This window comes from Frondihabitans sp. PhB161, from assembly GCF_003814635.1.
Lineage (GTDB): Bacteria > Actinomycetota > Actinomycetes > Actinomycetales > Microbacteriaceae > Frondihabitans.
This window is the reverse complement of sequence record NZ_RKQW01000001.1, coordinates 609657-631766: the sequence shown is the minus strand read 5'-3', so window position 1 is coordinate 631766 and position 22110 is coordinate 609657. Positions and strand designations below refer to the sequence as shown.

Annotated in this window: 18 protein-coding genes; 10 read left to right on the top strand and 8 right to left on the bottom strand. The window is 69.2% G+C overall.

The window, feature by feature from the left end:
* Nucleotides 1–110: 110 nt before the first annotated feature.
* Nucleotides 111–1163 (bottom strand): XdhC family protein, encoded by a 1053-nt coding sequence (locus EDF39_RS03110; protein ID WP_123940404.1) that lies wholly within the window; start codon nt 1161–1163, stop codon nt 111–113.
* 185 nt (nt 1164–1348) lie between these two features.
* On the opposite strand from EDF39_RS03110, the gene EDF39_RS03105 reads away from it, so the two are divergent.
* Nucleotides 1349–2674: an amidohydrolase family protein gene (locus tag EDF39_RS03105; protein ID WP_123940402.1), complete on the top strand. Its 1326-nt coding sequence runs from the start codon at nt 1349–1351 to the stop codon at nt 2672–2674.
* 175 nt (nt 2675–2849) lie between these two features.
* Here the strand turns inward: EDF39_RS03105 and EDF39_RS17830 are convergent, their stop codons facing one another.
* Nucleotides 2850–3836 (bottom strand): PDR/VanB family oxidoreductase, encoded by a 987-nt coding sequence (locus tag EDF39_RS17830; protein ID WP_123940400.1) that lies wholly within the window; start codon nt 3834–3836, stop codon nt 2850–2852.
* Between the two features lie 28 nt (nt 3837–3864).
* A complete protein-coding gene (locus tag EDF39_RS03095; protein WP_233572943.1) occupies nt 3865–4410 on the bottom strand; it encodes a helix-turn-helix domain-containing protein in 546 nt (181 codons plus the stop codon).
* Between the two features lie 231 nt (nt 4411–4641).
* On the opposite strand from EDF39_RS03095, the gene EDF39_RS03090 reads away from it, so the two are divergent.
* The 8 genes from EDF39_RS03090 to allB all read left to right on the top strand — a co-directional run bounded on the left by EDF39_RS03090 (nt 4642) and on the right by allB (nt 13307).
* Nucleotides 4642–5910, top strand: coding sequence for an amidohydrolase family protein (locus EDF39_RS03090; RefSeq protein ID WP_199726125.1), 1269 nt, complete (start codon nt 4642–4644; stop codon nt 5908–5910).
* Nucleotides 5911–5916: 6 nt separating this feature from the next.
* Nucleotides 5917–6699, top strand: a complete 783-nt coding sequence (locus EDF39_RS03085) for an ABC transporter ATP-binding protein (protein WP_123940396.1) — start codon at nt 5917–5919, stop codon at nt 6697–6699.
* Nucleotides 6699–7535 carry an ABC transporter permease gene (locus tag EDF39_RS03080; RefSeq protein ID WP_199726124.1) on the top strand — a complete coding sequence of 279 codons (837 nt, stop codon included), beginning with the start codon at nt 6699–6701 and terminating at the stop codon, nt 7533–7535. The genes EDF39_RS03085 and EDF39_RS03080 overlap by 1 nt, the downstream gene beginning before the upstream one ends.
* Nucleotides 7536–7593: 58 nt before the next feature.
* Nucleotides 7594–8769, top strand: coding sequence for an ABC transporter substrate-binding protein (locus EDF39_RS03075; protein ID WP_123940394.1), 1176 nt, complete (start codon nt 7594–7596; stop codon nt 8767–8769).
* A gap of 236 nt (nt 8770–9005) precedes the next feature.
* The gene (locus EDF39_RS03070; RefSeq protein WP_123940392.1) at nt 9006–10331 is read left to right on the top strand and encodes an FAD-binding oxidoreductase; all 1326 of its coding nucleotides are present in this window, start codon (nt 9006–9008) and stop codon (nt 10329–10331) included.
* The gene (locus EDF39_RS03065; protein WP_123940391.1) at nt 10328–11140 is read left to right on the top strand and encodes a creatininase family protein; all 813 of its coding nucleotides are present in this window, start codon (nt 10328–10330) and stop codon (nt 11138–11140) included. The genes EDF39_RS03070 and EDF39_RS03065 overlap by 4 nt, the downstream gene beginning before the upstream one ends.
* 30 nt (nt 11141–11170) lie before the next feature.
* Nucleotides 11171–11761, top strand: coding sequence for a pyridoxamine 5'-phosphate oxidase family protein (locus tag EDF39_RS03060; protein WP_123940389.1), 591 nt, complete (start codon nt 11171–11173; stop codon nt 11759–11761).
* Between the two features lie 208 nt (nt 11762–11969).
* Entirely contained in the window at nt 11970–13307 is a 1338-nt protein-coding gene (gene allB, locus EDF39_RS03055) for an allantoinase AllB (protein WP_123940387.1), read from the top strand.
* Nucleotides 13308–13399: 92 nt separating this feature from the next.
* Here allB and EDF39_RS03050 read toward each other — a convergent pair whose 3' ends face one another.
* The 5 genes from EDF39_RS03050 to EDF39_RS03030 all read right to left on the bottom strand — a co-directional run bounded on the left by EDF39_RS03050 (nt 13400) and on the right by EDF39_RS03030 (nt 19505).
* Nucleotides 13400–14218 (bottom strand): MurR/RpiR family transcriptional regulator, encoded by an 819-nt coding sequence (locus EDF39_RS03050; protein WP_123940385.1) that lies wholly within the window; start codon nt 14216–14218, stop codon nt 13400–13402.
* A gap of 5 nt (nt 14219–14223) precedes the next feature.
* Entirely contained in the window at nt 14224–15462 is a 1239-nt protein-coding gene (locus EDF39_RS03045) for an allantoate amidohydrolase (RefSeq protein WP_123940383.1), read from the bottom strand.
* Entirely contained in the window at nt 15459–16661 is a 1203-nt protein-coding gene (locus EDF39_RS03040) for an alanine--glyoxylate aminotransferase family protein (RefSeq protein WP_123942238.1), read from the bottom strand. The genes EDF39_RS03045 and EDF39_RS03040 overlap by 4 nt, the downstream gene beginning before the upstream one ends.
* Nucleotides 16662–16767: 106 nt before the next feature.
* On the bottom strand, nt 16768–18435 hold the full coding sequence (locus EDF39_RS03035; RefSeq protein ID WP_123940381.1) for an AtzH-like domain-containing protein: 1668 nt from the start codon (nt 18433–18435) through the stop codon (nt 16768–16770).
* Complete coding sequence (locus tag EDF39_RS03030; protein WP_123940379.1) at nt 18432–19505, bottom strand: acetamidase/formamidase family protein; 1074 nt, start codon at nt 19503–19505, stop codon at nt 18432–18434. Before EDF39_RS03030 ends, EDF39_RS03035 begins: the two co-directional genes overlap by 4 nt.
* Before the next feature lie 223 nt (nt 19506–19728).
* Here EDF39_RS03030 and EDF39_RS03025 point away from each other — a divergent pair, with 223 nt between their 5' ends.
* Nucleotides 19729–22110, top strand: a complete 2382-nt coding sequence (locus EDF39_RS03025) for a transglycosylase domain-containing protein (protein ID WP_123940377.1) — start codon at nt 19729–19731, stop codon at nt 22108–22110.

Genomic DNA, 22110 nt, shown 5'->3' with positions numbered 1-22110 from the left:
GCCAAAGTGACGCGCCGCGGCGGGTCAGGTTGGCCGATTCGCGCGAGGTTGCACGGGCACCCCCATGTCAGGCGCGCGAGATGGCGCGATCTACCGGCTCGACTCGTGATTCACGCAGACTCGGCCATCTCGAGGCCGAGCCGCGGGCGCCGGTGAATCGCCCCGCGCGTGGTCGCGAGCGACGCCGCCGACGCACCCGTGCGAGCGGCAATGACCTCGGCCAGGATCGAGATCGCCGTCTCCTCCGGCGTCGAGGCCCCGAGATCGAGCCCGATGGGCGACCGCAGCCGCGCCAACAGCGACTCGGGCACTCCGCGTTCGCGCAGGGACGCCATCCGGCGCTCGTGCGTGCGGCGCGAGCCCATCGCTCCGACGTAGAACGCGGGCGACTCCAGTGCGAGCTCGATGGCGAGGGCGTCGAATCGGGCGTCGTGCGACAAGATGCAGACGACCGACCGCTCGTCGAGGGCCAGCGTCGGCAGCACCCGCTGCGGCCAGCCGACCACCACGTCGGCGCCCGGGAACCGGTCGGCCGTCGTGAACAGAGCACGAGGATCCGTCACGGTCACCCGGTACCCCAGCACCCGCGCGGCAGCGGCGAGAGCCGTCGAGAACTCCATTGCGCCGACGATCACGAAGTGCGCGGGTGCGGCCTGCACCTCGTAGAAGACCTCGATGCGCGTTCCGTCGCAGTCGAGCTCGGCGAGCCCGGAGCCGCCGACAGCCACGCGGGCGGCGAGCTCGGCGTCGATGCGCGACTGCCAGCCGGCAGGAACGCGGCCTGACACGACGAGGGCCGCACCCGCGGTACGTCCGGCTGCAGCGGCGCGCAGCTGCGGCAGGACGGGGTGGTGGGAGTCGAGGCGTTCGAGTTGGATCCTGAGCTGGCCTCCGCAGCTGAGACCGACGCTAAACGCCGTCTCGTCGTCGACGCCGTACTCGACCGTGCGCGGCAGGCCGTCGGAGAGAACGAGCTCGGCCTCGGCGACGACCGCGGCCTCGACGCATCCGCCCGCGATGGAGCCGATCACGCTCTCGCCGTCGAAGGCCATCGACGTGCCGACCGTGCGCGGGGCGCTGCCCTCGATCGAGACGGCGGTGGCGATCGCGAGGGTGCGGCCCGCGTCGAGCGCTGCCAGCAGGCGGTCGGCGATCTCGAACATGCCTCAAGGGTCGCACGCCCGGGTTTCGCGCGGGTTACGCCCGGCCCGTCTTGCAAATTCGAAGGAGATCCTGCCGCGCGACAACGAGAACATCAGGATCCGGCGGGGTCGACTTCGCGTTTCTCCTTCGAATTTGCAGAGGGGCGCGTTACACACTCGACACACGCACCTGCAACGATGCGGGCATGCTCAGAGTCACCGGCGCCACCACCCTTCTCGTCGACGAATCCACCGAGATCGAGGGCGGCGAGGTGCTCGTCGATCGCGGCGTCGTGGTGGATGAACCGGCCGCCGGCGAGGCGAACCCGCACTCCGGCGCGGACGAACTCCTCGACGCAACCGACGCGATCGTCACGCCCGGGCTCGTCAACGCCCACCACCACCTGCTGCAGAGCGCCTTCCGCACCCTGCCCGGCACAAGGGGTGTGCCCATGTCGGCATGGCTTCCGGCGATGGCCGCGTCGTATGCCGCCGCGGGCATAGACGCGTCGCTGCTCGAGGCGAGCGCCGCCGTCGGGGTGGCCGAGGGGCTTTTAAGCGGCGTGACGACCGTCGCCGATCACCACCTCAACTGGCCCGCCGAAACGTCGGTCGCCGATCGAACCGCCATCGCGCGGGCGACCGCCGATGCCGCCGCCAGGCTCGGCGGGCGGCTCGTGTTCGTGCGCGGATCGGCGCGCGATGCTCCCGAGGACGCCGCGGAGTCAGCCGAAGCCATCGTCCAGGCCCTCGTGCCCGGGGCGATCGGAGGGGTGCGCTCCGACGGACTGCTACAGGTCGCGGTCGGCCCCGCCGGTGTGCACAGCGACAGCCGCGAGACCTTCGAGCTGCTCGGCGAGGTCGCCGCCCGCCACGGACTCCGACGTCGCACCCAGGCCAACGAGCAGGTCGACACCGCCATCGCCCTCGAGCGCTACGGGCGCCGACCGCTCGACCTCCTCGAAGAGTGGGGCTGGCTCGCCGACGACGTGACGATCGCCCACCTCTGCGACGTGACCCCCGCCGAGATCGCCCGGCTCGCGGCGGCGGGTGTCACGGCGACACATGCCCCGGGCTGCGACCTCCCCATGGGCTGGGGCATCTCGCCCGTGCACGCCCTGCGCGAAGCCGGCGTCACGGTCGGCCTCGGCACGAGCGGCGGCGGATCGAACGACGCCGGACACCTCCTCGCCGACGCACGCCTCGCGATGCAGGTCGCACCGCTGGTCGGCCCGGCGCTCAGCGCCCGAACGGTGCTCGGCATGGCGATGGCCGGCGGCGCCGCGGGGCTGGGGCGTCCCGAGCTCGGGCATCTGCGGCCCGGCGCAGCAGCCGATCTCTGCGTGTGGGACGTCGCGGGCGTCGCCGACGCGGGAATCGCCGACCCGGTGGCCGGGCTGCTGTGGGCGTCACCCGGGCGGCGGCCGCGGCACGTCGTGGTCGGCGGGCGGGTCGTCGTGCGCGACTACGAGCTGGTCGAAGCGGACGAGCGAGAGCTGGTAGCAGCGGTGCGGGAGCGGGTCGGGCGGTAGCGCCGGCGGCCGAGGCTCGTGGGCGGCGTCGCGGATCCTGGGCACATTTGAGAGCAAAACCGCCAGCGGACCGCGTCTGGAGGCGGTGAGCCGCGCAAATCGCTCGCAAATTGGCGATGCACCAACACCAACACCAACAGCAGCAGCAGCAGCAGCAGCAGCAGCAGCAGCAGCCCTACAGCTCCAGCACCAGCCGCGGGCACGCCGCCCGCGACACACAGACGTACATGACCTCGTTCGCCGCCTGCTCGTCGGGCGTCAGGATCGAGTCGCGATGGTCGACCTCCCCCTCGAGCACGACCGTCTCGCAGGTGCCGCAGGTGCCTTCGCGGCAGCTTGAGAGCACGAGCGCTCCGGCCTCTTCGGCGACGTCGAGGATCGACCGGTCGGGCGGCACCGTAATTGTCACGCCGGTCGAGGCCAGCTCGACCTCGAATGCCGACGCGAGCACCGGCTCACCGACCTCTTTCGGCTCGAAGCGCTCGACGACGAGTTGGCGGCCAGCACGCGCAGCCGCCTCCTCGATCGCTTCGATCAGCCGAGCCGGGCCGCAGCAGTAGGTGGTCGTGAAGGGCTTCATTCCGGCGAAGAGGGCATCGAGGTCGAGACGGACGCCGTCGGATCCTGAGTACAGGTGCAGAGCCGACCCGTGAGCGGCAGACAGCTCGTCGATTAGCGCCATCGTCGACAGCGAGCGACCGGCGTAGTGCACCTCGTACGAGACCCCGGCGCGCGCCGCGGCGGCCGCCATCGACGAGATCGGTGTGATGCCGATACCTCCGGCGACGAGCACGTACGAGGTGCCGTGCGTCGGCACGAACTCGAAGTGGTTGCGTGGGCCGGCCACCGTGAGGGTGTCGCCGACCTGCACGGAGTCGTGCAACCACGAGGATCCGCCCCGGCCCCGCTCCTCTCGAAGCACCCCGATGCGCCACGTGTCACTGCGCCCCGGCTGCGGCGCTCCGGTCAGCGAATACTGCCGCACCTCGTCGCCCGGCAGCACCACGTCGATGTGCGACCCGGCGCTCCAGCCGGGTAGGCCCGACCCGGCAATCGAACCGAGTTCGAACAGCTCCACCCCGTCGGCAGCGCGGGTGCGCGACACGACCCGCACGTCGAACTGGGTCTCGTGCAGACCCTCGGTGGTTCCGGGAGCGTTCATAGCGACTTCCTGTTCACGGCGCCGTCTTTCACAGCGACTGCGGCCTCTCTTTGACGACGAGCACCCGGTAGCCGATCGTGTCGACGGCCCACCAGCGGTGCCGAGTGCCGCCGACGAAGTAGATCGAATCGCCGGTGCTGAGCGTCCGCGGCACTCCGTCGTCGAAGTCAATCGAGATGGTGCCCTCGATCACGTGCACGAACTCGTCTTCGGCGTGGCTGAAGAACTCGCCGCGTTCGGTGCTGGTGCCGACGAGCAGCATCGGGTGGAAGCTGCGGTCGCCCTCCGTCAGCACGCGCCCCTCGGCCTGACCGTAGGGGCCGTGGGCACCCTCGTGCGCCCGAACCACCTGGATTCCCGGCTGATCGGCGCGCCCCTCGCCGTCGATCGCGGCGAGGAGCTCGACCTGCGACGACCCGAGCGCCCGGGCAATCCGCTCGAGCGACACCATGCTCGGCCGGGCCAGCCCGCGCTCCAGCTGCGACAGGAACGGGTGCGACAACTGCGACGCCGCAGCGAGTTGCACGAGCGTCAGCTTCCGGGCTCGACGGAGCTCCCGGATGCGACGGCCCACCAGCAGCGACTGCTGGTCGATCGCGGTGTCGAGCGAGGTGACGGGGTGCTCCTTCGGATGAATGGACTCGAATTGTGTACCACGGCGATTCGAATCGACCCGCCGCAGTTAACACGTCGAAACGACGGCGTTACGTGGCCGAAACGCGGCGTCCGTAGATTCAAGCATGTTGAGCACATCAACATTCGTTCGCCCGCTCGACGAATTCGCCTCCTCCCGCGAAAGACCCCTGTGACTTTCACTCCCCAGCGCCTCCGCCTCCTCACCGGGGCGACGCTTCCCGACGGCTCAGTCGTCGATGTCACGATCGACGGCGAGACGGTCGTGAAAATCGAGACCGCAGGATCCTCGTCCCCGTCGGCAGGCTCCCCCGCGACCGGCGACCCCGCCGTGCTCGACCTCCGCGGTTTCGTGCTCCTCACCGCCCCGGCCGATCCGCACGCGCACCTCGACAAGGCCCTCTCGTGGGAGGCGATCCGGCCGCCTATGGGCGACCTCGTCTCGGCCATCACCTCGTGGCGCGAGTACGCCCGCACCATGACCGTCGACGACATCGCGAGCCGGGCGCGCGAGCAGATCCTCCGCATGCTGGCGAACGGCACGACGTCGATCCGCACCCACGTCGACATCCTGCTCGGCGACGAGCCTCTTCGCGGTGCCGAGGCGCTCGTCCGGGTTCGTGACGAGCTCCGCGGCCTCGTTGACCTCGAACTCGTGGCTCTCGCCGGACCCGATGTGCCCGACGCCGACATCGAGGCCGCCCTCGATCTGGGAGTCGACCTCGTCGGCGGCTCGTCGCACCTCGCACCCGACCCCAGCGCCGACCTGCAGCGCCTCCTCGCGATCGCCGCGCGCCGCGGAGTGGGCGTCGATCTGCACACCGACGAGAGCCTGGCCGGCGCGATCACCCTCGACGAGTTCGCCGAGACGGTGGCCGACTGGACCGTCCCGGTCAGCGCGGGCCACTGCGTGCGACTCGGAACGGTCGACGCCGAAGCCCGCGACCTGATGATCGCGGCGGTGAAGAAGGCCGACATCGGCGTCATCGCCAACCCGATCACCAACCTCTACCTGCAGGGCTGGGAGCACCCGGTCTCGATGCCGCGGGGCCTCACGCCCGCGCGCCAGCTGCTGGACGCCGGAGTCCGTCTCGCCGCCGGTGCCGACAACGTGCGCGACCCGTTCAACCCCCTGGGCCGCAGCGATGCCCTCGAGACAACGATGCTCATGGTCACCGCCGGTCACCTCACCATCGACGAGGCCTACACGTCCGTCAGCGACGGAGCCCGCTCCGTGATGGCCCTACCCGAGGCGGGTGCCCGAGTCGGGGCGAAGGCCGAGCTGCTCGCCGTCAAGGGCACAAGCCTCGCCGACGTCACTGCCAATGCGCCCGCCGACCGCTACGTCATCCACGCGGGGCGCCTCGTCGCTCGAAGCCGCTCCACCGTCGAAGTCGCGGTTCCCCTGCCCGATCCCGCCCTCCTCACCGAAACCAGGTAGCCGCCCATGACGACCACAGCTCCGGCAAGCCCCACCCGGACGCCCCCCGGCGGCACCGACACGCTGCTCGACTTCCAGAACGTCGCGATGCAGTTTCCGAACGGCACCATCGCACTCCAGGGCGTCGACCTCACCGTGAAGCGGGGCGAGTTCGTCACCGTCGTCGGCCCCTCCGGCTGCGGCAAGTCGACACTGCTGCGCATCGCGTCGGGCCTCGAGCAGGCCTCCGAGGGAACCGCCGCGGTGAAGACCGACCGCATCGGCTACGTCTTCCAAGACGCGACGCTGCTGCCGTGGCGCACCGTCAGCGACAACGTCGAACTACTCGCCGAACTGAACGGGCGACCCGCCAAGGAGCGCCGGGCAAAGGCGCAGGAGGCGATCGAGCTGGTGGGCCTCTCGGGCTTCGAGAAGAACCTGCCGAAGGAGCTCTCGGGGGGAATGCGCATGCGAACGTCGCTTGCGAGATCGTTGACGCTGGATCCTGAGCTCTTCCTCTTCGACGAGCCGTTCGGCGCCCTCGACGAGATCACCCGCGAGCGCCTCAACGACGAACTGCTCCGGCTCTTCGTCGAGCAGCAGTTCGCTGGGCTGTTCATCACGCACTCCGTGTCGGAGGCCGTCTACCTGTCGACCAAGGTGATCGTCATGTCGGGTCGACCCGGCTCGATCGTCGACACCTTCGACGTGCCGTTCCCCATGCCGCGCAGCCCGGAGATCCGCTTCGAGGCGGAGTTCGCGAAGCTCGTCGGCGAAGTCTCACACGCTCTCCGAGAGGGGCACCGCTGATGGCCATCGACACCACCGGAATCGTTCGGCAGACGGTTTCGCGCCGCCGTGCCTCGAGCTCGCGCGCCATGAACATCGGTCTGCCGATCGTCGTGTTCTTCGTGCTCGTCGGCCTCTTCTACATCGCCGCGTTCTACTACGACAAGGTGAAGGGGCTGCCGTTCCTGGTGCCGTACCCGCACCTGATTCTCAAGGCGGTCTTCACGGAGCCGATCTTCCAGAAGCAACTCGCCGAGGCACTCGGCAACACGATGCTCGTGGCCGTGGTCGGCCTCGTCATCGGCGTCGTCATCGGCATGCTGTGGGCCATCATCATGGCCCAGGCGAAGTGGCTCGAGAGCGCCCTTTTCCCGTATGCGGTCGTGCTGCTCTGCATCCCGATCCTCGCGCTCGTGCCGCTGATCGGCTCGCTCTTCGGCTATGAGTTCAAGTCGCGTGTGATCGTCACCGTGCTGTTCTGCCTCTTCCCGATGATCGCCTCCACACTGTTCGGCCTCCAGTCGATCGACAAGGGTCAGCGCGAGCTGTTCCAGCTGCAGGGCGCCGGTCGCTGGACCATGCTCACCAAGCTCCGCTTCCCCGCCGCCCTCCCGTCGATCTTCGTCGGCCTGCGCAACGCCGCGGGCCTCGCCGTGATCGGCGCGGTCGTCGCCGACCAGTTCTTCCAGCGGGGCAACGGCGGCCTCGGCGTGCTCATCTCGGTCGAGAACCAGCGCCTCAACGGCGCCGAGATGTACGCGGCGATCCTCACCGCCTCCATCCTCGGCGTGCTGGTCTTCGTCCTCTTCAACGTGCTGCGTCGCCTCGCGATCGGCAAGTGGCACGACCAGAACTAGCTCCCCACCCGAACACAGCACCCTCCCCTTCACACAGCACCCACATCAAGGAGATCCCATGCACCTCCCCAAGCGCGCCCTCGCGGGCCTCGGCCTCGTGGCCGTCTCGGCGCTCGCCCTCTCTGCCTGTTCCTCCGACAGCGGCGCGACGACCGACACGAAGACGACCTCCGCCGCCGCGGCCGTCGACCTGTCGAGCGTCTGCCCGGCCAACGTCGTCATCCAGACCGACTGGAACCCGGAGGCCGACCACGGTCACCTCTACGAGCTCCTCGGTGACGACTACAAGGTCGACGCGAGCAAGAAGAGCGTCTCGGGCACCCTGATGTCGGGCGGCAAATCGACCGGCGTCCAGGTCGAGATCCGCTCCGGCGGCCCGGCCATCGGCTACGCCTCCGTCTCGTCGCAGATGTACCAGGACAAAGACATCATGCTGGGCTACGTCACCACCGACGAGGGCGTGCAGAACTCCGCGAAGCTCCCCACCACCGCTGTCATGGCCGAGAACGACATCTCGCCGCAGATGATCATGTGGGATCCCGCAACCTACCCCGACGTCACCACGATCAAGGAGCTCGGCGCCGCCCTCGAGAAGAACGACGGCGTCGTGCGCTACTTCGGTGGCTCCGCCTACATGGAGTACCTCATCGGCAACGGCATCCTGCCGAAGAGCGTCACCGACGGCAGCTACGACGGAACCCCGTCGAAGTTCGTCGTCGCGAAGGGCAACGACGCGCAGCAGGGCTTCGCCACCGCCGAGCCGTTCATCTACAAGAACCAGGTCGCGGCCTGGGGCAAAGACGTCAAGTACCAGCTCGTCAACGACACCGGCTACCCGATCTACCCCGAGGCCATGTCGGTCCGCACCGGCGACCTCACCAAGCTGAGCCCCTGCCTGAAGAAGTTGGTGCCCGTGCTTCAGCAGGCCGACGTCGACTACATCACCAACCCCGGCACCACGAACAAGCTGGTCGCCAACCTCGTCACCCAGTACAACAACGGCTGGGTCTACGACGAGGACGTGGCCAACTACGGCGTCGAGACGATGAAGAAGCTCAAGATCGCGTCGAACGGCGACAACGACTACGTCGGCGACATGGACACCGAGCGCATCCAGAAGGTCATCGACATCGACACTCCGATCTACGAGAAGTCGGGCACGAAGCTGAAGTCGGGCCTCGCACCGGAAGACCTCTTCACGAACGAGTTCATCGACAAGTCGATCGGCTTCTAGCCCTTCTTATCGCGGCCGGTGGCCGCGGCACCGGACCTCGGACAAGCTGTGCCCACCGCGGTGGGCTGCCACGGCACCGGACCTCGGACAAGCCTCGGTCGTCCGGTGACGTGGCAGTCCACCACCCCGGTCATCCAGTGACGTGGCGGTCCACCACCGCCGAACCGTTTCAACAATCCTCCACCCACACGGCATCGACCACACCAGGCAGCGACCATGATCCAGAAAGCCCTGTCATGACCACCACCCCGGAACACCTCGCCGCCCTCGTGGCCGAACTCCGCGAGCTCCTCGGCGAGCGCGGCGTCTCGGTCGAACTCGCCGCCCGCGAGAAGGCCTCCGTCGACGGGTCGCGCCTCTCGCCCGTCATCAGCGCGCAGCTGCCGCTCGGCCTCGCCGACGTCGTCGCCTTCCCGACCACCGCCGACGAGATCGCCGCCGTCGTGGGCGCCGCCTCGCGCCACGGCGTACCGATCACCCCGCGTGGCAAGGGCACCGGCAATTACGGCCAGGCGATCCCGTTCACCGGAGGCCTCGTGCTCGACATGACGAAGGCGCGCGCGGTGGTGTCGGTCGGCGACGGCGAGCTCACCGCCGAGGCCGGCGCGACGATGGTGTCACTCGAGCAGGCCGCCAACAAGGCCGGTCAGCAGATCCTGATGTACCCGTCGACGGCTCAGTCGTCGCTCGGCGGATTCCTGTCGGGAGGATCCGGTGGCACGGGCTCGATCAAGCACGGCTCGAACCACCAGGGCTTCGTCAGGGCGCTCGATGTCGTCCACGCCGACGGCACCGGCGAGATTGTCCACGTCGAAGGCGACGAAGCTCAGCTCTACGTGCACAACTACGGCACGGCCGGCATCATCGTCCGCGCAACGATCGCCCTCGAACCGCTGCAGGAGTGGCTCGGATTCTTCGCGAGCTTCGACACGTTCGAGCAGCTTCTTCCGCTGATTCGCGCCTTCGGTGAGCTCGATCCGCTCCCCCGGCTGGCGTCGGGAGACCTCGCGACGTTGGCCGATGCGCTTCCGTCGGATCCTGGGATTCCCCAGGGTCGCGCATCGCTCCGCGCCATCCTTGACGCCTCGACCGTCGCACGTGCCACCGAGCTCGTGGAGGCCGCCGGGGGTCGCGTCGAAGACGTCCGCGAGGGGCCGCAGACGTCGATGAAGATCAGCATGATGTCGTACAACCACCCCATCGAATGGCTGCAGAAGGCCTACCCCGACACGTACTTCCACGTAGAGGTGTCGGGTGACGCGCTGATCGACCGAATCGACGAGGTGCACGCCGTCTACCCCGGAGGGATGCTGCACATCGAGACCGCGCACGGGCGCCCGATCGGCATGCTCGCCGGCACGTACTCGTCGGCGGAAGACGTCTACGCCGGATTCGACCGCCTGAAAGAGCTCGGCGTCGGGTTCCACAACCCGCACCAGTGGTTCGTCGACTTCGAGCCCGCTCGCACCCGCGAGCTCGCCGCGACCACCGACCCGAACGGGCTGCTGAACCCCGGCAAGCTCGTCGACGCCACGATCAACACCGGAGCCAAAGTCTCGTGACCACTTCATCTGCCTCCAGCCGCGACCTCGTCAACCTGTCGGGCCCCGCGCTCGCCTCGACGCTCACATCGTCGTCGATCCTCGTGATCCCGACCGGAGCCATCGAGCACCACGGACCACACCTTCCTCTCTCCACCGATTGGTTGATGGCCGACCTGATCGGACGCGGCGTGGTCGAAGCCGCCGCCGCCGAGGGGCAGGATGTCTGGCTGCTCCCGTCGCTCGCCTACACGAAATCGGACGAGCACCACTGGGCGCCCGGCACCATGTGGCTGAACGCCGACACCCTGATGCAGACCGTCGTCGACCTCGGCCGCTCCATCGCGAACACCCCGGCCCGCACGGTCGTCTTCTACAACGGCCACGGCGGCAACATCGCCCTGTTGCAGGTGGCGCTCCGCGAACTCCGTCGCCGCTTCGGGCTGCGCACCTTTTTGATGGGCTCCAACATGAAGGGCGGCGACGGCACCAACGGCCCCGACGAGCACGGCTTCGGAGTGCACGGCGGCCACAGCGAGACGTCGATGATCCTGCACCTCCGCCCCGACCTCGTCGACATGTCGAAGGCCGAACGGTGGATTCCCGAGCACATGCTCGACCTCGACTACGTGAAGTTCAACGGCGGCCCGGTGCACTTCGGCTGGCTGTCGAACGACTTCGGCGAGGCGGGCGTCGTCGGCGATGCGTCGGAGGCGAACGCCGAGTGGGGCGCGTCGCTGTACAAGACGGCCATCGAAGCGGGCGTCGCGTCGCTGGCCGAGATCGCGCGGTTCGACCACCCCGCGCTCGAGCCGGGCACGGTGTCGTGATGACGGTGCTGGCGCGATGACGGTGCTCTCGTGACGGTGCCGGACACGCTTATCCCCGACGAGGCATGGGATCTCCTGGTCGACTGGCTGCCATCCAACGAGGATCCGGAGCGCCCGCAAGTCACCCTCTCGACCGTCGACTCCTTCGGCGACCCGGATGCCCGCACGGTGCTGCTGACCTCGTTCGACGAGAAGGGCTTCTACTTCAACACCGACGGCGCCTCGCGCAAGGCGGCCGACATCGCGGCGCATCCGGCCGTGGCCATCACCGTGCTCTGGCCGGGGTTCACGCACCAGGTCGTCATCCGAGGCACTGCCGCCCCCGCGCCACCGGCCCACGTCGCGGCGGCCTATGCGGCACGGTCGCCCTACCTGAAGCAGCTCGCCTGGCTGAACACGCACGAGTTCGCGGCCCTGCCGCGCGACGAGCGAGTGGCGCAGTGGGTGGCGTTCGAGGAGGCCCACGCTGGAGTGTTCGAGCAGCCCGAGTCGTGGGTCGGCTACCTCGTGACGCCGACGCGGCTCACCTTCTGGTCATCGAACGGCGATACGGCGTCGCAGCGGGTGGAGTTCTCGCTTGCCGCCGACGGGTCGTGGTCTAGGCGGTTGTTGGCCGGGTAGCGGCTCGACTGACTGGAGGGCTGGTGGGTGGCCTGGTGGGTGACCGCTTTGCCCCGGCGCCGCCAGGCCACCATTTTGAGAGTGATCCGAGCTGCTCGTCCCATTCGGTCGCGCAACCTCAAGGGTGCGAAAACGGATTGCTCGCAAATTCGCCACCGCCGCCGCCTCCGGGCCGTTTCGAGGCCGTTGAGTCCCGTAAAATCAGGGGATGACGACTGATGCCGCCCCCATCGACCTCGTGATCCGATCCGGATCGGTGCTGATCGACGGCGCCTTCCGCCCAGCGGCCGTGAGCGTGACGAACGGCCGCATCACGGCGATCGACGACATCGACTCGGCCGTCACCGCCCTCGAAGACCGCACGCTCCCCGAGGGCCAGGTGCTGATCCCCGGCATCGTTGACACGCACGTGCACGTGAATGAGCCCGGCCGCACCGACTGGGAGGGCTTCGCCAGCGCCACGAAGGCCGCCCTCAAAGGCGGCGTGACCACGATCATCGACATGCCGCTCAACAGCATCCCTCCGACGACGACACCCGAGGCCCTCGAGCTCAAGCGCGCCGCCGCCGGGCCGCAGGCCTCGGTCGACGTGGGCTTCTGGGGCGGAGCGATCCCCTCTTCTCTCGGGCACCTGCGCGGGGTGCACGACGCGGGCGTCTTCGGCTTCAAGGCGTTCCTCTCCCCTTCCGGCGTCGACGAGTTCCCGCACCTGTCGACCGAGCAGCTCCACGAGGCGATGGCCGAGATCGCGGCGTTCGACGGCCTCCTGATCGTCCACGCCGAAGACCCGACGACGCTCGACTCGGCTCCCCACCCCGAGGGCGCCGACTACCCCGCATTCGTCCGCTCGCGCCCCGACTCCTCCGAACAGTCGGCGATCGACCACGTGATCGAGGCCATCCGGCGCACCGGCGGCCGCGCGCACATCCTGCACCTGTCGTCGGCGGCTGCCCTTCCGGCGATCCGGGCGGCGAAAGCCGAGGGGCTCCGGCTCACGGTCGAGACCTGCCCGCACTACCTCTCGTTCGACGAGGAGCACATCCCCGACGGCGGCACCCAGTACAAGTGCTGCCCGCCGATCCGCGACGCCGCCAACCAGGAGCAGCTCTGGGCAGCCCTCGTCGACGGCACCATCGACCTCGTCGCAAGCGACCACTCCCCCTCGACGGCCGAGCTGAAGTTCGCGGGCGACGGCGACTTCGACCTCGCCTGGGGTGGCATCTCCGGTCTTGAGCTGAGCTTCCGCGCGGTGTGGACCGGAGCCCGGGCACGGGGCATCCCGCTCGAGACGGTCGTTGGCTGGATGGCAACCTCGACCGCCGATCTCATCGGGCTCGGCGATCGAGGCCGCATCGCCGTGGGCGCGCAGGCCGACCTGGTCGCATTCGACCCTGAAGCGCCGTTCACGGTCGACGCAGCCGCGCTCGCGCACAAAAATCCGGTCAGTGCCTTCGACGGTGCCGCTCTCGTCGGCTCGGTCGAGACCGTGTGGCAGCGCGGCGTCTCGGGCGGTGGACTGGTGGGCCAGCTCGTCGCACGGCCGTAACGGAGCGGCGTTCAGAACGCTGGCAGAACTGCCCGAATCCCAGGGATTAGCCCTCGTTTCGGCCGGTTTTGCCAGAGTTCTGAACCGTCCCGCTACTCCAGTTCGCCCAGCTCCCCGTAGAGAGCGGTGATCCCCTCCACGCGCGCCCGGCCGCCACGAAGGTCACGCGCCAGCACAGCCGAGGCCAGCAGGTTGGCCAGGCTCATCGCCGCCGCGTACGAGTCGAACGCCGACAGGCTGGTGACGGGTGCGACGAGCGTCACGGTGCCCGAAGACCCGAACTCAGGATCCGCCACGACCACGATCGGCACCCCTCTCCGGGTGAGTGCGGCGAGCACGCTGCCGAACCCTCGGGGTCGGCGTCGGAAGCCGACCAGCACGACTGCATCCTCCGCCCCCAGGCCACCGAGCTCTTCCCCCACGGACTGGCCCGGTGCGGGTGCGATCCGCACCCCGCCCCGCGCCTGCGTGAGCTGCTGCCTCAGGTGGAGCGCGACGGGATAGCTGTTGCGGAATCCGACCACGACGACCTCGCGGGCCGAGGCGAGCAGCTCCGCCGCCCGATCGAGGCGCCCATCGGCCAGCCCGTCGACCATCAGGTCGAGAGCCGCGTGCTCGGCGCGGAGGTGAGCCGCGAGGTCGGCGGTGGGCCCCACCGACACGGGCACGCCCGTGCTTCTCAGCGCGCGGGCGTGCTCCCGGACCTCCTGCGCATCGACGTAGCCGAGGGTGCGGAAGAGCCGAGAGACGGTGGCCTTCGAGACGCCGCTCGCGGCAGCGATCTCGGTGGCGCTGTACACGGCAGCGTCGTCGGGGTGGCGGAGGAGATGATCGGCCGCTCGGCGCGCTCCCGGCGGGAGGCTGTCGTAGGTGTCGCGGATCCTTGTCTCGATGTCTTCGTGAACGGGCATCTGCGCTAGGCGGTCTGCGAAGCGGCGAGGCCCCGGACGGCGGCCTCGAACGCGTCGAGCGCGACGGCCACATCGGCCTCGGTGACGGTCTCGTCGGGGTGGTGGCTGATTCCGCCGTGCCCGTTGCGGATGAAGAGCATGGCCCAGGGAGCCAGGTCGGCGACCGCCATCGCATCGTGACCCGCCTTGGAGAAAAGGACCATCGGATCCTGTTCGCCCGTCGCCGTGCGGATGCCCGCGCGGATGGAGTCCTGCAGCGACGCATCGGCGACGACCGCGGGCGCGTTGTGCGTCTCTTCGACGGCGAACGCGAGGCCGCGACGGTCGCAGACCTCGGACGCGACCGCCTGGATGCCGAGCCAGACGCCGTCGCGCGCCGCATCGGTCTCTCCGCGGAGATCGAGGCTGAATTCGACCCGGCCGGGGATGACGTTGACTCCGCCGGGGAACGCCTGCAGGCGCCCGACCGTCGCCACGCAGCCCGCCGAGCGTGCGAGCTGCTCGACCGCGAGGACGACCTCGGACGCGCCGGCGAGAGCGTCGTGCCGCCGGTGGAACGGGACTCCGCCGGCGTGGCCGGCCTCGCCGGTGAGAGTGAGGGCGAACCGTCGCGCACCGGCGATCGACGAGACGACCGCCAGGGGCAGATCGGCCTCTTCGAGGTAGGGGCCCTGCTCGATGTGCGCCTCGAGGTAGGCGACGATCTCACCGCGCTTCGGCGAGGCATCGGCGATCCGCTCGGGGTCGAGGCCGAACTCGACGAAGGCCTCGCGCAGGGTGGTGCCGTTGTCGTCGGTGAGGTGCCAGAACGCGTCGTCCCAGGTGCCGGCGAGGGCACGGGAGCCCAGGAGGGCCGTGCCGAATCGGGTGCCCTCCTCGTCGGCGAAGGCGGCGATCTCGAGGGCGAAGGGCAGCTCGGCGGCGCTCTCGCGGAGGCGCTCCGCGACGGCGATGGCGAGCATCACACCGAGGATGCCATCGAAGCGACCGGCGTTCGGAACGGTGTCGAGGTGCGATCCGAGAAGAACGGCGGGGAGGCCTGGCTCGCGTCCCTCTAACCTCCCTCGCTGGTTACCGGCCCCGTCGAGCCAGGTGGTGAGGCCGGCCTCCTTCATCCACTCGCCCGCACGACGGTTCACTGCCGCGAGCTCGGGAGACAGGTAGACGCGCTCGATGCCGTTCGGGTCAGACGACTCGCGGGCGAGCGCGTCGCACCGGACGAGGATCTCGCGGGCGTCGATCACGCGGGCACCTCGGCACGACCCGCGTCGGAGTAGACGTCGTAGGCCGCCCCCACTCCACCACCGCCGGTGACCGTCACGCCGCCCACACGGAGCACTGCCTCGAGCGCGGCGAGAGTCGTGAGCACCGTGTCTTTGCGCGCGTTATAGCCCATGGTGCCGATGCGCCAGACCTTGCCGTGCAGCGGTCCGAACGAGGTGCCGATCTCGATGCCGAAGTCGTTGAGCATCGCGCCACGAGCGGCGTCGCCGTCGATGCCGTCGGGGATCATGACCGCCGCGACGTTCGTCATCTTGTGGGTCACGTCGCCGAAGATCTCGAGCCCGAGACCGCGGAGGCCTGCCAGCATCGCGTTCCCGTGCAGCGTGTGCCGGGCGACCATCTGGTCGAGCCCCTCCTCGACGACGATGCGGGCGCACTCGCGGGCGCCGTAGAGCATCGTCGTGGCCTCGGTGTGGTGGTTGAGGCGCTTCGGGCCCCAGTAGTCGAAGATCATTGCGAGGTCGAAGTAGTTCGACCGGATCGGGTGCGCGCTGACGACATCGCCCTCGGTGCGGATTCCCGCCTCGATCGACTTGCGGGCGGTGATCACGTCCACCGCCTTCTGTGAGAAGGTGACGGGCGCCGAGCCGGACGGGCCGCCGAGGCACTTCTGCAGGCCCGCGGTCACGGCATCGAGACCGAGGTCGTCGACGTGGAACGCGTTGCCCGCCAAGGACGCCGTCACGTCGGTGTAGAACAGCGCGCCGTTCTTCTCGCAGAGCTCGCCGAGCCCCTCGAGCGGCTGAGCCATCGTGGTGGAGGTGTCGCCGTGCACGACGGCGAGCAGCTTCGGCTGCACGCGCTCGACCGCCTCGGCGATTGCTTCGAACGAGAACACCTGACCCCAGGGCACCTCGATCACGTGCACCTCTGCGCCGCAGCGCTCGGCGATCTCGCGCAGCAGATGCCCGAAGCGGCCGAAGATCGGCACCAGCACTCGGTCACCCGGCTCGATCAGCGAGACCAGAGCGGCTTCGATGCCGGCTCGCGAGGTGCCATCGACCAGCAGCGTCTGCTCGTTCTGCGTCTGGAAGACCTGGCGGTAGAGCACCTGGGTCTCGTCCATGGTCTGCGTCATCCACGGGTCGTACTGGCCGACTAGCTGCGCCGACATCGCGCGCAGTACGCGCGGATCAGCGTTGATCGGGCCGGGGCCCATGAGGAGTCGCGCGGGCGGGTCGATCGGCTGAAAAGACTGTTTCACGAGGCCAGTCTATGCAACTTGTGTTTCAAGCGCGTTTCGCTGCGGGTGGCGGCGCCTGCATTCAGGAGCGCAGGGCCACCTCGAGCGAAGCCGCGATGCCGATCAACGCCAGGTCGGTGCACCGCGGTCCGACCAGGCAGAGCCCGACGGGCCCGCCAGGCACCGACATGAGCGGCGCCGACACCGCCGGATACCCGCCGACCCCGGCGATGCAGGTGAGACCGAGCGTCTGAGACCGAACGACGTCGATCTCTGCCGGCGTCGAGCTGAGCAGCGGAGCCGGCGACGACGCACTGGGGAGCAGCAGGATCCTGCCGTCGAGCACCCGGTCGAGGTGGTCGCGCTGGGCCACCAGCTCGGCGCGCGCGTCGGCCTCGTGCGCGGCGTCGACGCTGCGGCCGAAGAGGAAGCGCGATTCGACATCGGGAGCCAAGGATCCGGGGTGCGCCGTGATCCAGTCACCGTGCGAGGCCCACGCCTCCGCCGCCTGCACGATGCGGAACAGCTCGTAGAGGTGGGCGATGTCGCCGAGTGCGACCTCGGCCGGGGCCTCGAACCCCGCGGCGGGCAGGGCGTCGACGAGCGAGCCGAACGCATCACGGACGTCGGGCGAGACAGACGCGCTGAGCCGCCGGTCGACGACGAACGACGGGTCGACTTCACGCTGGACAGCCGACGACCGGGCGGCGACGCTCTCGAACGACGCGGACGCCACACGGCCCAGCAGATCGGCGTCGCGGGTGAGCCAGCCGACCGTGTCAAAGGTCGGCGCGAGCGGCAGCAGGTCGGTGCGACGGATCGCTTTGTGGGTCGTGCGGAGACCCCAGAGCCCCTGGTACGAGGCGGGCACGCGAATCGACCCGCCGGTGTCGGTGCCGAGCCCGATGCTCGCGTGACCCAGTGCGACGGCCGAGGCCGGGCCCGACGACGAGCCGCCCGAGATCGCACCGGGCACGACGGCGTTCGGAGGAGTGCCGTACGACGAGTTGCGGCCGGCGATGCTGTACGCGAACTCGTCGGTCTGAGCGATGCCGAGCACCGAGGCTCCGGCGTCGAGCAGCACCTGTACGGCCGGCGAGTGGAACTCGCTGTCGACCTGCTCGTCGAGGTAGGCGGGCACACCGGCGCCGATGCGCACGCCCGCCACGGCGAAGAGGTCTTTGACGGCGACGGTCTCGCCTGCGAGGGGGCCGGGAGGAGACGAAGGATCCGCGGTGGTCTCGATCAGAGGAGCGCCCACGACGCGCCAGATGCGCGTGTCGAACACCGGGGTCGGCGCCTGCACCTGCGCGGTGGCGATGCGCCACACGCCTGTTCCGTCGTCGGTAGCGGTGTCGGCAGGGGCGCCGGCAGGGGCACCGACACCGACACCGACACCGACCGCGTCGGCACCAGCCGCGCTTCGCCGCCACAGCTGCGTCACGACCCCGCGCCCGCCCGCCTTCGGGGCATTCACCGAGACGATCACGGCCGTGTCGGCGTCGATCACCCGCACGTGCACCTGGACGATCTCACGCTGCGGCGCCTGCGAACGGCGACCGCGGAACGCCGAGATCGCGTCGTGTCCGACCAGGAGCCCGCCGCCGTCGGCCCGGAGCGTTTCCGCTCCCGGCTCGAAGGCCTCGCCGAGCGCCTGCTGGTCGTTGCTCTTCAGTGCCGTCTCGTAGGCATCGAAAGCGGGGATGAGTCCGTCGGGCAGCTCGCCCTGCAGAGAGGTGATGGTCGTCATTCGAAGTCGCTCACTCGGATCCTGGCGTGGACGCCCTTGACCAGGTCGACGACCTGGGAGATGTTGAAGTCGGTCGCGGCCGACAGGTACGCAAAGGCGAGGCTCTCGTCCATGCCGAAGCGGGCATGCAGCAGGTCGATCGCCGCTCGCACGCAGTTCTGCACGGCGACGTCGAGGTCTTCGTCCATGCCGGTGGGCACGAGGTAGTCGGCGGTCTCGGCGAGCGGCCCGGCGATCTCACCGAATGCGGCGAGCGCCGCCTCCCGCTTGATCAGATCGAGGCGGACGGTCACGCGGAGCGACGCCTCCATGGCGGTCAGCGCGACTTCGCCGTCGCCCTGCGCGAAGTGCGGGTCGCCGACGTACGCCAGGGCGCCGGGCACCTGCACCGGAAGGTGCAGCGATGTTCCCTCCACCAGAAGGTTGATGTCGATGTTGCCGCCGTGCGCGCCGGGCGGCACCGAGTGCGGCCGTTCGTCGCCGGCGACAGCGACGCCCATGATTCCCAAGAACGGACGGAGCGGGAACCGCACGTCGTGCGGCCCTCCCGGCGTGCGCGGCATCGTTCCGAGGAGCGCTCCCGCCGGATCCTCGTCCACCGTCGCGAAGACGCTCACGTTCAGACCACCCCGCGGGTACTCGCCCGGCAGCGCACCGCGCCCGTGCCGGTTCGAAATGACGCCGTACGGCACGCGCGGGGTCGCGGTCACGAGGGTCATCGTGATGAGGTCGCCCGGCTCGGCGCCGCGAATCGCGATCGGGCCGGTGACGACGTGCGGGCCGTCGACCGAAGGATCCCGCAGTCCTTGTGAGGCAGCGACGGCGATGGCGTCTTCGAGCACCTCGTCGGCGGCCACGCCATGGGTGCCGAAGTAGGCGAGCGGATCGCGCCCCTGGTCTTCGAGGATCCCCTCGTGGCTGAGGGTGTCGATCGTCACCTCCGCGCCCGGGTCGACGGTCAGCACGGCGGTGTCGGCCGCGCAGGGCAGCCGCCCCCACAGGACGTTCGGGCCGGTCGCGGGCAGGTACAGGTCGGCGGGGATCGCTCCGTGGCCCGGCTGCAGGATCATGGCTGACACCCTAGCGAGGCCGGGTTTCGGGCTTGTTGCGTGGCCGCGAGTGCCGCCTAATGCTGGCGGGGCCGCCGATGGGAGCGCAATTGGCGGCACTCGGAGGCTCCAGCACGGGGTTGGACGGCCGACAACCTGCACGTTCTGCAAGAGCCACCCCCCGGTTCGCTGAGACGGGCCCTCACCCCAGGCTGTTCATGGCGAGGCGTTCGTACGGTTCGATGTGACGACAACCCGACTCCCCCGTGCCCACGACCGCACCCTCGGCGGGCTCCGAGCCCTCGGCGGCTTCGCCGGGCTCAGCCTCGTGGCCGGACTCCTCTGCGCCGTGCTCGCCGTGCCCGCTCTCGTGGTCGCCTCGAACACCGTGACCACCGGCGTCGACGCGTTCGACTCGCTGCCGAGCTACCTCGAGATCACCCCGCCGGCGCAGGCCTCCAGCCTGTACGCGAAAGACGGCTCGACGAACGTCAAGATCGCCTCCTTCTATACGGAGAACCGCACCGACGTCACCGCCGACCAGATCGCCACGGCCGTCAAGAACGCTGCCGTCGACACTGAGGATCCGCGCTTCTACGACGAGGGAGCCATCGACGTCGCCGGCACGATTCGCGGGGTGCTCGCCACGACGCTCGGCGGCAGCGTGCAGGGCGGCTCGTCGATTACGCAGCAGTACGTGAAGAACGTGCTCGTGGAGCGGTGTGCGACCGAGAACACCGACGCCGCGAAGGCGACCAAGTGCTATGAAGACGTCACGGCGGTGACGCCCGAGCGCAAACTCCGCGAGATGCGCTACGCGATCAGCGTCGAGAAGAAGTACTCCAAGTCGGAGATCCTCACCGGTTACCTCAACATCGTCGGTTTCGGCGGCAACATCTACGGCATCCAAGCCGCCGCCGAGTACTACTTCGGAGTCTCCGCATCGAGACTCACAATCGCCCAATCGGCCACACTTGTCGCGATCATCAACAACCCGTCGAACCTCCGCATCGACCAACCGACTGATAAAGCCAACGGATCGGCCAACCACTACGCCCTGACGCAGGTGCGCCGCGACTACGTGCTCCAGCGGATGTACGTGCACGGCAGCATCACGAAAGCACAGCTGACCGCGGCGACGGCGAGCGTGATCACGCCGAGGATCACGGCGGCGACGAACGGCTGCGCGTCGGCCGTGAAGTACGACGCCGGGTACTTCTGCGACTACGTGCTGAACGTCGTGAAGAACGACGAAGCCTTCGGGTCGACCGCCGACGCCCGGCTCGCAACGCTCAACCAGGGTGGCCTGAAGATCGAGACCACCCTCGACCTGGCCCAGCAGCGGACGGCGCAGGCGTCACTCAGCGCAGTGATGCCGGCGACGGTGGCGGGGCTCGATGTGGGCGCCTCGAACGTGGCTGTGGAGCCGGGGTCGGGCCGGATCCTGACCATGGTTCAGAACACCGATTACACGCAGAGCGACCAGGCGACGGCCGGGCAGACCGGCGTGAATTACAACACCGATCAGGCGTACGGAGGGTCGACCGGGTTCCAGACCGGATCGGCATTCAAGGCGTTCACCCTCGCGGCCTGGCTCGAGGCGGGCCACTCGCTGTCGGACTACGTCACGACCGGCGAGCACGACTTCTCGTTCTCGCAATTCACCAACAGCTGCTCAAACATCGGCTCGGGCACCTGGTCGGTCGCGAACGCCGAATCGGTGGGGTCGTCGATGTCGGTACTGACCGCCACGCAGGAGTCGATCAACACCGCCTACGCCGAGATGGGTACCCAGCTCGACCTCTGCAACATCATCAAGGCCGCCACCGACATGGGCGTGCACACGGCGACCACCGGCGGCACGCTCAGCTCGGTGCCGTCGTCGATCCTCGGCACGAACACGATCTCGCCGCTGACGATGGCCACCGCCTACGCCGGAATCGCCAACAACGGCGTCGTCTGCACCCCGGTCGCCATCGACAGCATCACCGGCGCCAACGGCACGAAGATCACGGCAACTCCCACGAGCTGCACGCAGGGCATGTCATCCGAGGTCGCTGCCGGCGTCTCCTACGCCCTCCAGACGGTGCTGAAAGCGGGTGGCACGGGAGCCCTGGCGAACCCGAACGACGGCGTCGACATGCTCGCCAAGACCGGCACCAACGACAACGCCGAGCAGAACTGGCTCGTCACCTCGACGACGAAGGTGGCCACGGCGACCTGGGTCGGCAACGTCTCCGGGTCGACGTCGTTCTACGACACCTACATCGGCTCCAACTACGGCTACAACGTGAAGTTCCTGATCGCGAAGCCGATCCTGGCGTCGCTCGACGCCGCGTACGGCGGAGACACGCTCACCGCGCCGCCGGCATCGGAGGTCGGGTCGAGCGCGGTGGGCGGATCCTCGTCTTCGTCGTCGTCCTCCTCGTCCTCGTCCAAGGCGACGGGCGCAGGATCCGGCACGGCCGACACCGGCACGACCGACACGGGCGGCGCGGCCGGGACTGACACCGGCGGCGCAAGCGGGACCGGCGGCGCGGGCGACGCGGGCGCCGGCACCGGAACGGGCACCGGCGGCACCGGCACGACCGACGCCCCCACCGCCGCTCCGACGCCCTCGCCGTAG

Excerpts from the sequence above, each read along its gene's own strand:
- EDF39_RS03085 (WP_123940396.1), top strand. The coding sequence starts at position 5,917 with ATGACGACCACAGCTCCGGCAAGCCCCACCCGGACGCCCCCCGGCGGC.
- EDF39_RS03110 (WP_123940404.1), bottom strand. The coding sequence starts at position 1,163 with ATGTTCGAGATCGCCGACCGCCTGCTGGCAGCGCTCGACGCGGGCCGC.
- EDF39_RS03050 (WP_123940385.1), bottom strand. The coding sequence starts at position 14,218 with ATGCCCGTTCACGAAGACATCGAGACAAGGATCCGCGACACCTACGAC.
- EDF39_RS03070 (WP_123940392.1), top strand. The coding sequence starts at position 9,006 with ATGACCACCACCCCGGAACACCTCGCCGCCCTCGTGGCCGAACTCCGC.
- EDF39_RS03040 (WP_123942238.1), bottom strand. The coding sequence starts at position 16,661 with ATGGGCCCCGGCCCGATCAACGCTGATCCGCGCGTACTGCGCGCGATG.
- EDF39_RS03035 (WP_123940381.1), bottom strand. The coding sequence starts at position 18,435 with ATGACGACCATCACCTCTCTGCAGGGCGAGCTGCCCGACGGACTCATC.
- allB (WP_123940387.1), top strand. The coding sequence starts at position 11,970 with ATGACGACTGATGCCGCCCCCATCGACCTCGTGATCCGATCCGGATCG.
- EDF39_RS03075 (WP_123940394.1), top strand. The coding sequence starts at position 7,594 with ATGCACCTCCCCAAGCGCGCCCTCGCGGGCCTCGGCCTCGTGGCCGTC.
- EDF39_RS03030 (WP_123940379.1), bottom strand. The coding sequence starts at position 19,505 with ATGATCCTGCAGCCGGGCCACGGAGCGATCCCCGCCGACCTGTACCTG.
- EDF39_RS17830 (WP_123940400.1), bottom strand. The coding sequence starts at position 3,836 with ATGAACGCTCCCGGAACCACCGAGGGTCTGCACGAGACCCAGTTCGAC.
- EDF39_RS03080 (WP_199726124.1), top strand. The coding sequence starts at position 6,699 with ATGGCCATCGACACCACCGGAATCGTTCGGCAGACGGTTTCGCGCCGC.
- EDF39_RS03105 (WP_123940402.1), top strand. The coding sequence starts at position 1,349 with ATGCTCAGAGTCACCGGCGCCACCACCCTTCTCGTCGACGAATCCACC.